At 71.5% G+C, this 13,836-nt stretch carries 14 protein-coding genes; 5 read left to right on the top strand and 9 right to left on the bottom strand.

The window, feature by feature from the left end:
• Together AWZ10_RS37810 and AWZ10_RS37805 are read right to left on the bottom strand one after the other, a co-directional pair.
• The coding region (locus tag AWZ10_RS37810; protein ID WP_159058509.1) for a serine/threonine-protein kinase at positions 1–1,326 on the bottom strand (1,326 nt) is incomplete at its 3' end.
• A complete protein-coding gene (locus tag AWZ10_RS37805) occupies positions 1,326–1,940 on the bottom strand; it encodes a hypothetical protein (protein ID WP_063809832.1) in 615 nt (204 codons plus the stop codon). The genes AWZ10_RS37805 and AWZ10_RS37810, both read right to left, overlap by 1 nt.
• A 385-nt stretch (positions 1,941–2,325) precedes the next feature.
• Between AWZ10_RS37805 and AWZ10_RS37800 the strand changes: the two genes are divergently transcribed.
• The 4 genes from AWZ10_RS37800 to AWZ10_RS37785 are packed head-to-tail and all read left to right on the top strand — an operon-like array spanning position 2,326 to position 5,978.
• Positions 2,326–3,906, top strand: a complete 1,581-nt coding sequence (locus AWZ10_RS37800) for a phytoene desaturase family protein (protein WP_079104600.1) — start codon at positions 2,326–2,328, stop codon at positions 3,904–3,906.
• Positions 3,903–4,739 carry a fatty acid desaturase family protein gene (locus AWZ10_RS48920; protein ID WP_060893269.1) on the top strand — a complete coding sequence of 279 codons (837 nt, stop codon included), beginning with the start codon at positions 3,903–3,905 and terminating at the stop codon, positions 4,737–4,739. The genes AWZ10_RS37800 and AWZ10_RS48920 overlap by 4 nt, the downstream gene beginning before the upstream one ends.
• Positions 4,732–5,400 (top strand): TetR/AcrR family transcriptional regulator, encoded by a 669-nt coding sequence (locus AWZ10_RS37790; protein WP_244172687.1) that lies wholly within the window; start codon positions 4,732–4,734, stop codon positions 5,398–5,400. Before AWZ10_RS48920 ends, AWZ10_RS37790 begins: the two co-directional genes overlap by 8 nt.
• Positions 5,401–5,459: 59 nt before the next feature.
• Complete coding sequence (locus AWZ10_RS37785; RefSeq protein WP_208618624.1) at positions 5,460–5,978, top strand: GNAT family N-acetyltransferase; 519 nt, start codon at positions 5,460–5,462, stop codon at positions 5,976–5,978.
• 71 nt (positions 5,979–6,049) lie between these two features.
• Here the strand turns inward: AWZ10_RS37785 and AWZ10_RS37780 are convergent, their stop codons facing one another.
• From AWZ10_RS37780 to AWZ10_RS37755, 7 genes are all read right to left on the bottom strand, one after another.
• The gene (locus tag AWZ10_RS37780) at positions 6,050–7,402 is read right to left on the bottom strand and encodes an MFS transporter (protein WP_046704308.1); all 1,353 of its coding nucleotides are present in this window, start codon (positions 7,400–7,402) and stop codon (positions 6,050–6,052) included.
• Between the two features lie 155 nt (positions 7,403–7,557).
• The gene (locus AWZ10_RS37775) at positions 7,558–8,001 is read right to left on the bottom strand and encodes a hypothetical protein (RefSeq protein WP_060893268.1); all 444 of its coding nucleotides are present in this window, start codon (positions 7,999–8,001) and stop codon (positions 7,558–7,560) included.
• A gap of 65 nt (positions 8,002–8,066) precedes the next feature.
• Positions 8,067–8,243 (bottom strand): hypothetical protein, encoded by a 177-nt coding sequence (locus tag AWZ10_RS51900; protein ID WP_159058508.1) that lies wholly within the window; start codon positions 8,241–8,243, stop codon positions 8,067–8,069.
• Between the two features lie 90 nt (positions 8,244–8,333).
• Positions 8,334–8,675, bottom strand: a complete 342-nt coding sequence (locus AWZ10_RS37770) for a VOC family protein (protein WP_037698275.1) — start codon at positions 8,673–8,675, stop codon at positions 8,334–8,336.
• Positions 8,676–8,772: 97 nt separating this feature from the next.
• Entirely contained in the window at positions 8,773–10,767 is a 1,995-nt protein-coding gene (locus tag AWZ10_RS37765; protein ID WP_046704310.1) for an SGNH/GDSL hydrolase family protein, read from the bottom strand.
• Positions 10,768–10,985: 218 nt separating this feature from the next.
• Complete coding sequence (locus AWZ10_RS37760) at positions 10,986–11,462, bottom strand: iron chaperone (protein WP_046704311.1); 477 nt, start codon at positions 11,460–11,462, stop codon at positions 10,986–10,988.
• 107 nt (positions 11,463–11,569) lie between these two features.
• Complete coding sequence (locus AWZ10_RS37755) at positions 11,570–12,031, bottom strand: pyridoxamine 5'-phosphate oxidase family protein (protein ID WP_060893267.1); 462 nt, start codon at positions 12,029–12,031, stop codon at positions 11,570–11,572.
• A gap of 169 nt (positions 12,032–12,200) precedes the next feature.
• Here AWZ10_RS37755 and AWZ10_RS37750 point away from each other — a divergent pair.
• On the top strand, positions 12,201–13,836 hold a 1,636-nt coding region (locus AWZ10_RS37750; RefSeq protein WP_244172686.1), incomplete at its 3' end, for an ATP-binding protein.

The raw sequence follows: 13,836 nt of genomic DNA, 5'->3' as shown, positions 1-13,836 counted from the left end.
GGCTTCGGGTGTGTCGGTGGCCGCCGTGGGCCGGGTGTCGTCGGTGCCGGACGCCGGGGACGCGGTGTCGTCGTCGGAGGCGGAGCGCCGTGGTCCGGGCCCGCTCGGGGACCCGCTGCCCGGGGCGGTGTCCGCTCGCGAGGCGGCGGCCGAGATCTCGGTGTGGTCGATGTCCGGCAGCGCGAGCGCTTCGGTCGAACGCCGGGCGATCAGCCTGATGACCTCCTCGGGGAGCCAGGAAGCGGGGGAGGTGCCCGGCGTATCGGCGGGGGCGTCGGCGGGCTGGGCCGGCGTCTCGCGGGCCTCGGCATCGCGGACCTCGGCCTCGGCGTCCGTACCCTCGGCGTCCGTACCCTCGGCGTCCGTGACACCCTCGGCGTCCGTGACACCCTCGGCGTCCGCGGCCTCGACAGGCATCTCGGCGGGTGCTTCACCGGACCCTGCGTCCGGGCCGTCCGCCGCCCCTCCGGGAGCCGTACTCTCCATCCCCTCCGCAGAAACTCCGCCCTCCGCGGAGTCTTTGGGCAGCAGCTTCCGTACGACCTCCTCCACCTCGGGTCGGCGAAGCGGGTCCTTCTCCAGGCAGCGGGACACCAGGTCGACCAGCGCGGTGGGGACGCCGTCGAGGTCGGCCGGGTCGTGCACGGCCCGGTAGAGGAGCGCGTCTAGTGCCCCCGCGCCGAACGGCGGGCGGCCCGTCGCCGCGAACGCCAGGACACAGCCGAGGGAGAACACGTCGCTGGGTGCGCCGATGGTCTGGCCGCCATGCCCTTCGGCCTGCTCCGGCGACAGATAGCCGGGCGTGCCGACCACGAACCCCGTCGCCGTGAGCGAGGTGTCCTCGGGCGCCCTGGCGATACCGAAGTCGATGAGCCGGGGCCCGTCCGGCGCGAGCAGGACGTTGCCCGGCTTGAGGTCCCGGTGGACCAGCCCCGCCCGGTGGACCTCGCCCAGTGCCAGCGCCAGCCGGCCCCCGAGGATTCGCAGCCCGTGCTCGGTGAGCGGCCCGTGCGCGGCCACCGCCTCGGCGAGGGACGGACCGGGCACGTACGCCGTCGCCAGCCAGGGCGCCTCCGCGTCCGCGTCGGCGTCCACCAAGGGCACCGCCCACGGGCTGCTGATGCGCCGGGCGACCTCGACCTCACGCCGGAACCGTCCCCGGAAACCCGCGTCCTCGGCGTACTCCGCCGCCAGTACCTTGAGTGCCACCAGCGAGCCGGCCGGTGTGCGCGCGAGGTACACGACGCCCATGCCGCCGGCGCCGAGCCGGCCGAGCAGACGGTGGTCGGCGATCCGCGCGGGATCGGAAGAACGCAGCCGCTCCATCAGCCCTCGCCTCCGCCCAGCTCGTATGCCACCCGGTCGAGCATGGTGGTGGTGCCACGCGTCACGTACGGTTCCATTTCCTTGACGGTGTAGCCCTCGGCGCCCTTGAACGACACCGTCAGGGTCACCGGGCCGAGCCGTGTGACCATCCACCGGTACCAGGCCTTGCCGCTGCCGGTCAGATAGACGCCCGTCTCCACGATCGAGTCGTCGGCGTAGTTGTTGCCGCGTATACCGCGGGAGGTGCCCATGGACATCAGGTCCGCGATCCGCTCGTCGGCGCGTACCTGCTGCTCCGGGCAGCGCAGCGCCTCCTCCAGCATTTCGGACAGATGGTCGTCGGCGCCGAGCACCGTGGTGTGCACGGTCACCGTCGCCGTCACCTTGACCGTGCCGCGCTTCCCGGTGCCCGGCAGTTCGCTGTAGAGGGACAACGAGGCGAGCACACCGTCGGGCAGTGCCCGACGCTGCCACCGGCACTCGTCGTCCAGTACGGCGGCCGTGCCTTCGGCGCTGCGGGCGAGGGGTTGCGCCCGGAAGCCCGCGCCCCAGTCCTGCGGCCGCATCGCGACCGCCTCCGCTAGTGCGGCGCCCTGCTTCGTGGAACGCGGCACGCGATCCGGGTCCGCCTCGAACGGTGTCACGGACGGTGTCGCAGACGGCTTCGCGCCCTCCGCAGACACCTGCCCGGACGCGGAAGCGGAAGGCGTCGGCGACCCCGAAGCCTTGCCCCCGGGCTCGGCCGCCCGCTTTGACGCCCCCACGCTGCAACCGCCGAGCAGCACCGCCGCGGCGGCCCCCGACGCGACGGCCCTCAGCCGCCAACCACCTCTTCGTCCAGCCGATTTGTCGTCCATCGCCGTCCCCTCCACCGCGATACCCCGTGCGTGACCGGTGATCGTACAGAGGTACGCAATCCCGGCGGGAGCGGTTCCCGGGAGTCTCTTCGCACACGCCCGAAGCGTTGACGCGGAAGGAGAACTGTCCCATTCTGAACGGATGTTCAGAACAAACGTTCAGAACGCGGGTCGTGACGCGAGCAGTTGCGGCGAGGAGCACACCGGCAGGCACGCCGACAGGTTCACAGGCAGCCGCGCCGACGTGGTGGTGATCGGCGGCGGGATGGCCGGCATGGCGACGGCGCTGCGCCTGCAGGCGGCCGGCCTGTCCACGATCGTGCTGGAGGCGCACGGGCACGCGGGTGGCTGTGCCGGCTACTACCGCAAGCGCGGCTTCTCCTTCGACGTGGGCGCGACCACCCTGGTCGACTTCGGCCCCGGAGGCGTCGGCGGCGAACTCCTCGACAGCGTCGGCATTCCCCTGCTGGACGCACAGGAACTACCGGGCTACCAGGCACATCTGCCGGACCGACAGATCGTGCTCCACCGTGATCAGGCCGCCTGGCACGCCGAACGGCTGCGCACGCTCGGCGACAGCGAGCGGCATCGCGCGTTCTGGGACCTGCTCGACCGGCTCGCGCACACCTTCTGGCGAGCCAGCCGGGCGGGCGTACGGCTGCCGATCCGCGGCCCCGCCGACGCCCTCCACGACCTGCGGGCGGTCGGCTGGTCCGCACTCCCGTACGCCCGGCACCTGAACCGGACCCTGGGCGACGCGCTGCGCGACCACGGCCTGCGCGCGGACGCCGCGCTGGTCGGGCTGCTCGCCATGCTCGTCGAGGACACCGTCCACACGGGTGTCGACGACGCCCCCCTCATCAACGCGGCGCTCGGGGTGACCATCCGGGGCGCGGGTCTCAGCAGACACAACGGCGGCATGCACGGTTTCTGGCGCGTGCTGGTCGGGCGCTACCGAGAGCTGGGCGGCTCACTCCGGACCGCCTGCCGAGTCACCCAGGTCCAACACGCGTCCGGTGGCTACCGGTTGACGACCCGGCAAGGGACCTTCCACGCCCGCCGGATCGTCAGCGCGGTCCCCGCCGTCACCACGGCGGCGATCTGCGCCGGGCTCCCCGTCGCCCCCAGGCTCCGGAGATACCTGCGACGCGACGCGGACGCCGTCGGCGGCGCGACCGTGGTCTTCCTCGGCGTCCCCGAGTCCGAGGTCGCGGACCAGCCGCTGACGCACCATCAACTGCTTCAGTCCTACGACCTTCCCCTGGGGGACGGCAACAACATGTTCGTCTCCGTGTCCGCACCCGGAGACCCGCTCAGCGCACCGCCCGGCCACCGCGCCGTGATGCTCTCCACCCACACCGACCTCGCCGACTGGCGCGACCTCGACACCGCGGAGTACGAGCAACGCAAGAAGGAGACCGGGGAACAACTCCTGGCCCGCGCGCGGCGCGTGTACCCCAGGCTCGGGGAACGCGCCGTGATCGCCCAGACCGGGACGCCCCGCAGCTACGAACGGTTCGCCTTCCGGCCGCAGGGCGCGGTCGGCGGCGTACGCCAGCGCCTGGCCAACACCAACCAGCACGCGATTCCGCACGACCTCGGCGGCCCCGGCCTGTGGCTGGTGGGCGACTCGACGTGGCCGGGCCTCGGCACCGTCGCCTGTGTGCTGGGCAGCCGCATCGTCGCCGAAGGACTGCTGAAGGAGAGGAGACGCGCGGGATGACCGCATCCGAGAACCCAGGACCCGCCGGGCCACAGAGCGCCCCGGCCCCTGGTCTGCCGACCCTGGCCGAACTCGGCGAGGACCTGCTCGTCACCACTCGCCGGCGGCGGATCGTCGCGCTGGTCCGGCCGGGCGCCGGAGCGCTGGCCTTCGCCGGCGCGGTGTGGCTCGGCTGGTGGTGGCTGACACCCGTGATCGTGTTCGGGATCTTCGTCGCCGTCGTGACCGTCACCCATGACGTGGTGCACCGCACGATCGGCCTGTCGCCACGGGCCACCGACTGGGCGCTGTTCGCGATGGGACTGGCCCTGCTGGAGAGCGGCCACGCCTACCGCGCCACGCACACCCAGCACCACCGCCTCTTCCCGCACCCCGACGACCCGGAGGGCCATCCCGCCGAACTGACCCTCCTGGGCGCGATCTGCCACGGCCCCGTGTTCCTGGTACGCCTCTGGCTCTGGTCCTACCGGCGCGGACAGGACCGGCGCTGGCTGCTGGCGGAGGCCGTGGCCCCGTTCGCCGCACTGGTCGGGGGAGTGCTGCTCCTGCCGTACACGCCGGGACTGCTGGTCTATACGGTGATGGCGATCGTCGGAAGCTGGGTGTACCCGCTCCTGACGGTGTATCTGCCGCACCACGACTACGGAGACACCCCGTTGACGCAGACCCGCACGCTGCGCGGGAGGATCATCCCCGCCGTCTTCCTGGAGCTCACGTACCACCTGGAGCACCACCTCTACCCGCGGGTGCCCAGCCACCACCTCCCGGAACTGGCGCGCAGACTCGAAGGCCACTTCGCCGCCCACGGAGTACGGCCGGTGCGCGTTGTCTGACACCCGTGGCACCCCCGACATCCGCCAAACCCGCGACGGCCGTGGCGCTCAAGGTGCTCGTGGCACCCGCGACCGGGTCCTGGAAGCCGCCCTCGTCTGCCTGGTCCGCAACGGCTACGGCGGGACCACCGCGCGGGCGATAGCCCAGGCCGGGGGCTTCGCACCCGGAGTGATCTACTACCACTTCGCGGACCTGGACGACCTGCTGGTGGCGGCGCTGGAACGGACCAGCCGAGCCCGCATCGACCGCTACCGGGCCGAACTGTCAGGCATCGACCGTGCCGTGCCCGCGATCGCACGGCTGCGCGAGCTGTACGACGAGGACACCGAGACCGGGCACATCGCCGCCGTCCAGGAGCTGTACGCCGGGGCCAGACCCGGAAGCCGGCTGGCGGCCCAACTGGCGCTCGAAACCCGGAAATGGGAGGACCTGGCCGAGGAACAGCTCACGGTCCTCCTGCGCGGCAAACCCCTCGCGTCCGTCGTCCGGGTTCGGGTACTCGCCGGCGCCGCGGTGGCCTTCTACCTCGGCATGGAAACCCTCACCCACCTCGACGGCGACCGCTCCCGCCCGGCCACTCTCTTCGCCCAGGCAGCCCGGCTCGCCGCGATCTTCGACCGCGTACCCCGGCTGAAGAGACGGGCGCGCCGGGTGCGCTGACCGAAGGAGGAGAAGAAGGAGAACGAGTAGAACGAGTAGAACGAGTAGAAGGAGTACCCGTGAACCTCCCCCACCCACCCCCGCCACCCACCCCGAGGCTCGCCTTCCGGCAGATGACGGAGGACGACCTCGACGACATGGCCGCGATGCTCGGCGACCCTAACGTTATGCGCCACTACCTCCGCCCTCGGACCCGGGAGGAAGCCCTGGCCTGGATCGACTGGAACCAGGGCCTCTACCGTCGGGAGGGGCACGGACTCTGGCTGGTCACTCTCCGCGCCACCGGCGAGTTCGTCGGCGACTGCGGTCTGACACCGCAGGAGATCGAAGGAGTCACCGAGCTGGAGGTCGGCTACCGCGTCCGGGCCGGCCTCCAGGGGCACGGCTACGCCACCGAGGCGGCGGCAGCCTGCCGTGACCACGCCCGCGACGTCCTCCACGCGAAGCGACTCGTCGCGATCATCCGCCCCGACAACCGTCCGTCCCAACGGGTCGCGGAGAAGATCGGCCTCCCCTTCGAACGCGACGCGATCTCCCGCTCGGGCCTCCCGGTCCACATCCACGCCGCGCCCCTGTGACGGTTACCGCCCCGGCCCCTCGGCCCGCGCCTGCGCGGGCGATCCGGACCTGATGCGTGGCCGAGCGTGTTTCACCGCGCGTCACCTGTCGCCAATTTCCCCTGCACGGTGGCGGGTTCGTCGGCACCCGAAGCTGTTCCCGTCCCGCCGCCACTCCGGTGGATCAGGGTCACGCCGATCACCGCGAGCAGGGAGGCAGCCGACAGTGTGTACAGGCCGCCGTTGGTCGTGCCGGTCGTGTCCTTGAGGTAGCCGAAGAGGGTGGGGGAGACGAAACCGCCCAGGTTTCCAAGAGAGTTGACGACCGCGAGCCCCGGCGCGGCGATCCTCAGGTCGAGACCCGACTGCGCCATCGGCCAGAACAGGGTGGCCGCGCACTTCCCGCCGACCGCGGCCAGCGTGATGGCCGCCAGGCCGAACCAGGGGGAGCCCAGCGTGGCCAGGAAGGTGCCCGTGGCGGACAGGACCAGGGCGGCGGCCAGATAGGGACGGCGGTCGGGGGCGCGGTCGGTGAACCGGCTCACCGAGTACATCGCGATCACCGCGCAGATCCACGGGATCGCCGACAGCAGACCGATCTGGAACGGCGACAGTCCTCCGATCTCCTCGACCAGACTGGGAAGCCAGAAGGTGATGGCGTACCCGGTGAGGGCCATCGCGAAGAACACCGTGGTCAGCAGTGCGACCTGAGGGTGGACCAGCAGCTTCAGCCGCGACACCCTGGGGGCCCGGCTGCGCGCCTCCTCGTCCCGTGCGACCGCCGTGTCCAGCGCGTCCTTCTCCTCCGCGGTGAGCCACTTGGCGTCCTTGATGCGGGAGACGAGGAAGAACCCGGCGACGAAGCCGACGACGATGGAGAACAGCCCTTCCAGCACGAACATCCAGCGCCAGCCGGCGAACCCGCCGACGCCGTGCAGCTCCAGCAGCGCGCCCGTGATGGGCCCGGTCACGATGTACGCGGTGGCCGAGCCGCCCAGGAAGATCGCGCTCGCCCGGCCCCGGCTGGAGTCCGGCAGCCACTGGGTGAAGTAGAGGAGGACACCGGGGAAGAAGCCGGCCTCCGCGACACCGAGGAGGAAGCGCAGTCCGTAGAACATCCATACGTTGTGGATGAAGCACATCGCCACGATCACCAGACCCCAGGTGATCATGATGCGGGTCAGCCAGACACGGGCCCCGAACCGCTCCAGGAGCATGTTGCTGGGTACTTCGAACAGGGCGTACCCGATGAAGAAGAGACCCGCGCCGAGTCCGTACGCGGTGGCGCTCACCCCGACATCGGCTCGTAGCTCGTCCTGTACGAAGCCGACGTTCGTCCGGTCCATCTGGTTGATCAGCAGCATCAGGACGAGGATCGGCAGCATGCGGCGCAGGAACTTGCTGACGGCACGCCGTTCGGCATCGGGTATGACGCGTTCTGACATCGTTGTCTCTCCCTCCGGTGGTTCACATGTGTGAACTACCGTCACGTACGTAGGAATGGCGGGAACCTTACGGAGGGCTTGCCTCCGGGTCAATGGGCTGGTTCCGTAATCACGTATGTGAACAAGAGGGTGAGGGTGCTGTGTGGAAGGGGGGTTCAGTCGGCGTAGGCCCTGCCCTGCTTCACCACGAAGTGGGCCGGGTCGGAGCAGCCGAGCGAGGGGGTGAGCAGCAGGCTCACGGTGAGCGGGGCGGGCTCGGTGCCGGCGGTCGACAGCTGACAGACGGCGCCCTTGCCCGTGAGCGAGTACCAGAACCAGCCGTCCACGTCGCCGACGGTCACGCGGTCCGACTCCTTCCAGGCGCCGCCGGACCGCGTGAAGACCTGCAGGCGTACGGAGGCGGCGTACTCGTCCTCCGTCGAACGCAGCGCGGTCAGGGTGATCTTGTAGTCGGATCCCAGGACGGACGAGGCGATCTGTCGTGTCTTCGGCGCGGCGGAGTCCGCGTTCGACGCGCCGGCGCCGGCGGCTCCGAGGGCGGTCGCCAGCAGGACGGTGAGGGCCGCGGCTGTGCCGCGACGGGTGCGGGTCGAGTTCATGTGTTCCCCCGTCGGAACGAGTCGGGACAAAGGGGCGTTTTGTTCTGTTCAGTGAGGAAGACGAGTCAACCGGTTGAAAGGTTGCGTGGCGGCCTATACCGTCCTCGGATCGAGTGGATGAGGAGCGGAGAGATGTCGTCGCTGCGCGGCGCGGAGCGACGGGCGTGCCGGACGAGGGCGTGCTGGAGGAGGGCGTGCTGGACGAGGGCGTGCTGGACGAGGGTGTAGGCGGCCGCGGTCATCGCCGTCGACCCTGCCTGCGCCAGCCGAGGGCCTGGCATCGGAAGGCGCGCCCACGGACCCCGCCCGACGCCCTCGCCTCGCGGACAGGTCTAGAGCGGACCGCCGCCGAACCCGATCTCGTTCCCGTCCGGATCCTCGTACGTGACCTTGCGTACGCCGTTCGCGTAGGTCTCGCGGGTCCTGGGCTCCAGGCCCCGCCCGGCGATCCCGGCGACGCGGGCGTCCAGGTCGTCGACGAAGACGGTGTGCAGGGCGTGGCCGCCGCGTCCGGGCCGGTGCTCGATGTACACATACCGGTGCTCGGACAGCTCCCACACGGCCTCCGCGTCGTTCGGGAAGAACGTCGGCGGGGAGCCGAACAGACGCTCGTACCAGGAGAGCGCCGCTGTGTAGTCGTTCACGGGAATACCTGCGAAGAGGACGACGGGCATGACCCCATGGTAGGTCCGGCGAAGCGCCGGCCCGCACCTTGAACGGTGAAGCGGCGGGTGCGGGCGGCGCGGGCTCCGTGCAGGTGCGCCGTGCGCGTCAGGCGCCGATTCTGGCGGCGATGATCGGGGCGAGACGGTCGGTGATGGCGCGGTGCCCCTGGTCGTTGGGGTGGACGGAGTCGGTGAGGTCGCCGGAGCCCAGCCAGCCCGTGGTGTCGACGAAGGACACCCGGGAGTCCCCGCCCGCGATCGCCCCCTGGACGGCGGCCTCGGTCTGCGGGACGAACCGGCCGCGGAAGGTCTCCAACGCGAAGATCCAGGCCTGCGGATGAGCGGCTCGGACCTTGCGCAGCAGACTGGTGTAGCCGGCCTGGAACTGCGCCGAACTCACCCCGTGGCCCACGTCGTTGGTGCCCAGGTTGATGACGACGGCGTCGGCCCGGTAGCGGGCGGTGTCCCAGTCGGGTGTCGCCGCGTTCGGGTTGAGCTTGGTGTACTGCCGCTCCAGACCCACGCACCCGTCCGCCGCGGCGACCAGGCACGCCCCGCCCTGGGCTATCTGCGTGTGCTCGGTGCCGAGTCGCTCCCCGATCAGCCAGCCGTACGCGGTACGGGCGTTCTGCGAGGTCGTCGTGCCCACGGTGATCGAGTCACCGACGAACTCGACCGTCCTGGCCGGCGCGGGCGCGGCGAAGGTGGTCGCGCCGCTGTCCAGGACCAGTCCCTGGAAGACGGCGTCACCGCGATAGGAGCCCGCCACCACCTGGTAGTTGACCTGGAGCGTGTGGCGGCCGGAGGCCAGTGCGGCCGGGGTCAGGTTCACCGTTCCCTTCACGTCGTCGTAGAACTTCACGGGTCCGTTGTCGATCCGCGCCCAGAAGTCGATCGTGCCGCGCTGCTTCAACTGGACGGTCCGCCCGGTGAAGCCGACGCGGTAGTAGGCACCGGCCCAGTAGGGCGTGTACGCGGTGCTGGAGCCTGCGGTGTCCCAGCGTCCGACGAACTTGATGTTCGGGTCGCCGGGCTGTCCGGGAGCGGCCGCCTTCACGGAGGCGGCTGCCGTGCCGCTCAGGGCGGTACCGATGACGGAGGCCAGCCGGCCCGCGAACTTGGTGTGGCCCGCCTCGTTGGGATGCCCGTTGCCGTCCTCGTAGTCGGCGCCGTCCGTGAGCCAGCCGCTCGTGTCGACGTAACGGACCTTGCCGTCCCCGGCGTTGTTGCGCGCGCCGACGGCTGCCCTGGTCTCGGTGACGTACCGCTTCTTGAGCGTCTGTACCGCGAAGAGGACCGCGTCCGGGTACTTGGCGCGGACGTCCCGCAGGAAAGCGGTGTAGGCCGACTGGAACGCGGCACCGGACACCCCGTGCCCGATGTCGTTGGTGCCGAGGTTGATGACGACCGCGCTCGCCCGATAGCGGGAGAAGTCCCAGTTCGTGGCGCCCGTACTGGCCGACTTGAAGAACTGACCGCTCAGACCGGTGCAGCCGGACTGCGCGACCAGGCAGTAGCCGGAGCGGGCGATCTGTGTGTGCCGCATGCCCAGCCGCTCGCCGGTCTTCCACGCGTACGAGTCGAGCGCCAGCCGGTCGGTGAGGGCGCCGGCGGTGATGGAGTCGCCCACGAACTCGATCAGCCCGGCCGGCGCGCCGGGCGCCACCGTACGGGCCCCGGAGTCCAGGACCAGGCCCTGGAAGGCCGTGTCCCCGGACCGGTAGGTGATCCGCAGGGTGTGCGTGCCCGACGCCAGGGGCCGCGGGGTGAGGTTCACGGTGCCGCGTACGCCCGCGTGGAAGACATCGGGTCCGCCGTCGACGCTGACGTAGAAGTTGACCGCGTCCCTCGCCTTCACCTTCACCGTGGTGCCGGTGAAGGACGTCTGCACGTACGCGCCGGTCCAGTTGGCGACGGCCGTCGTGCCGGAACTCGTGTCCCAGCGGCCGACATAGGCGATGTTGGGGTCAAGGACCGAGCCGTCGCCCGGCGCAGCGTGGGCGTGGGTGATGCCGGCCAGCGACACCAGACAGGCGACGAGCACGGCCGTGAGGACGGCCGCGAGGCCGCGTCTGCGGGACCTGTGGGGGGAGGTCTGCATCGGGATCCTTTCTCACCGGAAGCGGGAGCGCTCCCATGAGCAGCCTTCCCACGGAACCAACGGGACGGATCGCGGTCAAGGGGGCTTGCGGTGAAGGAAGTCGGCCCATCTCCCGGCCGTAGAAGCCCGGCGTGATCCCCGATGCCACCCTCTGTGCCATCGCGACCATCGCCGGCGCCTCGTTCACGTCGCGCTCCGCGAGGACGTGCTCCGGGTTCTCAGCCCGCGGCCCTCCTGATGAGCTCGCCGATCCGTGCCTCCGTGGCGGCGGTCAGTTCCGTGAGGGCGTACGTGGTGGGCCACAGGGTGCCCTCGTCGAGCCGTGCCTGGTCGCTGAAGCCGAGCGTGGCGTACCTGGACTTGAACTTCTGCGCGCTCTGGAAGAAGCAGACGACCTTGCCGTCCCTGGCGTACGCGGGCATGCCGTACCAGAGCTTCGGTGAGAGGTCCGGCGCGTTGGACCGGACGATCTCGTGCAGCCGTTCGGCGAGGGCACGGTCCGCGTCCGACATCCCGGCGATCTTCGCGAGCACATCGCTCTCCCCGTCCGCCCTGGCCGTGCGCGGGCCCCGACGCGCGGACGCCTTCAGCTCCTGGGCGTGCTCCTTCATCGCGGCGCGTTCCTCGACCGTGAACCCGTCGAACCTCGCCTCGGCCGTGCCGCCGCTCCGGGTGGACTTCGCTGTGTTCGTCATGGTGGGTTTCCTTCCTCACACTGTCTGATCTGCTCGTCGATCTCGGTTCATCGATGTCGTCCCGACGACGCGCCACCTCGTGTCGGGGCGCGCGCCGTCGCGGTGTTTCAGGCGAGCCAGCGGCCGTCGCGCATCAGCTCACGCCCCGTCAGCTCGTTCGCCTCGCGCCACGCCTGGAGGCGGCGCGGGGTGATACGGAACCAGCGGTACGGCGTGGCCGACGCCCGCGGGTCGAAGCCGGTGCGCGCGGCGAACCGGTCCCCCCGCTCCCGCGGCAACGCGTCGATCCGGAGGACCTCGACCTCGCCCTCGATCATGACCACGTCCCGGGTGGGGCCCAGCCCCAGCCGAGTGGTCCCGGTCGCGGCCAGGTTCCCGCCGGTCGGGCTGTCGGCCGGGGTGGCCACCAGCAGCGTCTCGCCGTCCCAGTCGAAGGACAGCGGTACCAGATACGGCACACCGTCCACCGAGGCGCTGGCCACCCAGACATCGACGTCATGGGCGAGCCGGTGCTCGGTGTCATGGCGACGCTCCCCGCGGGGGCGTGGGTCGGCGGACGAACCGGTCATGGTCACTCCTGTGGTCCTCGGCTGCGTGGTGGAGGGCCGCGACCCGCCCGGTGTGTCCGCCAGGTGCGCTCTCCGTGGTCCCAGCCTCTCCCCGTGGGGCCACGGCCCGCCTCCGTGGTGAGCACGGAATTCACCACGGAGACGCCACGGAGCGACGGATAATGGGCCGGTGTCCAGTCCAGTGGTCTCGGCTCGGGAAGCCGAAGTGCTCGCGCTGCTCGGTGAGCACCTCAGCAACGCGGAGATCTCCGCGCGGCTGTTCATCTCCGTGCGCACGGTCGAGTCACATGTCTCCGCGCTGCTGCGCAAGCTCGACGAACCGGACCGGCGGGCGCTGTCCCGGCGCGCGGCGGAACTCGCCCGCGCCGCGCGACCCCGTCCGGCACCTGCCCTGCCGGTACCGCTGACGGCGTTCATCGGCCGGGCGCGCGAGCGCGCCGAGCTGGCCGAGGCGGTGAAGACACGCCGGCAGGTGACGGCGGCCGGTCCGGGCGGAGTGGGCAAGACCCGGCTCGCGCTCGCGGTGGCCGCCGACGTGGCCGGTGACTTCGCCGACGGGGTGTGGTTCGTCGACCTGGCCCCGGTCACCGACCCGAAGCGGGTGGGGGCGGCGGTCGCGGCGGCCGTGGGGGTCGGCGAACAACCCGGGCGCGGTGTCGACGAGTCGGTGCTGTCCGCCCTGGCGGACCGTCAGGCGCTGCTGGTGCTGGACAACTGTGAGCAGATACGCGACGGGGTGGCGCCGTTCCTGGAACGGCTGCTGATCGCCTGCCCGCGGCTACGGGTCCTCGCGACGAGCCGGGCCCGGATGATGGTGCCGTTCGAATGGGTCTTCCCGGTTCCGCCGCTGTCCTGGGACGGCGGCGCCGAGTCGGACGCCGTGACCCTGTTCATGGAACGGGCCGCGGCGGTCGGCCCGCCACCGGAACCGGCCGTACGCCACCGGATCGCGGCCATCTGCGCACGCCTCGACGGCATGGCGCTCGCGATCGAACTCGCGGCCGCACGATGGCCCACCCTCGGACTGGACGGTCTCACCGCCGGGCTCTCCGACCAGCTTCGGATCCTCGCCGGCGGCCCCCGCGCGGACGAGCGGCACCGATCGGTGCGGGCGGCACTGGACTGGAGCCACGACCTGCTGGAACCGGGGGACAGGGCGCTGCTGCGCCGGATCTCGGTGTTCGTCGTGCCGTTCACCGCCGACGCGGCCACGGCCGTGGCCGGGTTCGCCCCGCTGGACGCGGCCGCGGTCGCCGACGGGCTCGGCCGGCTCGCCGAACAGAGCCTGCTCACCGCGGCACCCTCCGCGACGGGAACCCGCTACCAGGCGCTGGAGACCATCCGCCAGTACGGGACCGAGCGGCTCGCCGACACCGCCGAGCTGACGGACGCCCGGTCCCGCCACATGGACTGGTGCCTGGCCGGCGCGACCGCCCTCACCGGAGTCGGAGCCGGAGCCGGGCGCGTGGACGGGCACGTGGACGGGCGCGCCCGTTTCGACGCCATGGCCGACGACCTCCGTGCGGCCCTCGCCTGGGCGGCCGACCGCCCGGCGCAGCGCCCGCACGCCCACCGCCTCGCCCTCGCCCTGGCCGAACTGACCTTCACCCGTAACCTGCTGGGCGAGTCCCAGCAGCGGTACGAGCAGGCGGCGGCGCTCGCCGGGGACGTCGTCGGGGTGGGGGACGCGGTCGGTGCGGGCGACGCGATAGGTGGGGGTGACACCCCCGGTCCGGCTGGTGCGGCTCGTGCCGCCGGTGACGCGGCCGGTGCTGCCGCGGCCGCCGTGGCGTTGCGGGAGGCCG

Origin of the sequence: Streptomyces europaeiscabiei (genome assembly GCF_001550375.1) — a bacterium.
GTDB classification, from domain to species: Bacteria; Actinomycetota; Actinomycetes; order Streptomycetales; family Streptomycetaceae; genus Streptomyces; species Streptomyces europaeiscabiei.
This window is presented reverse-complemented; position numbering and strand designations above follow the sequence as displayed.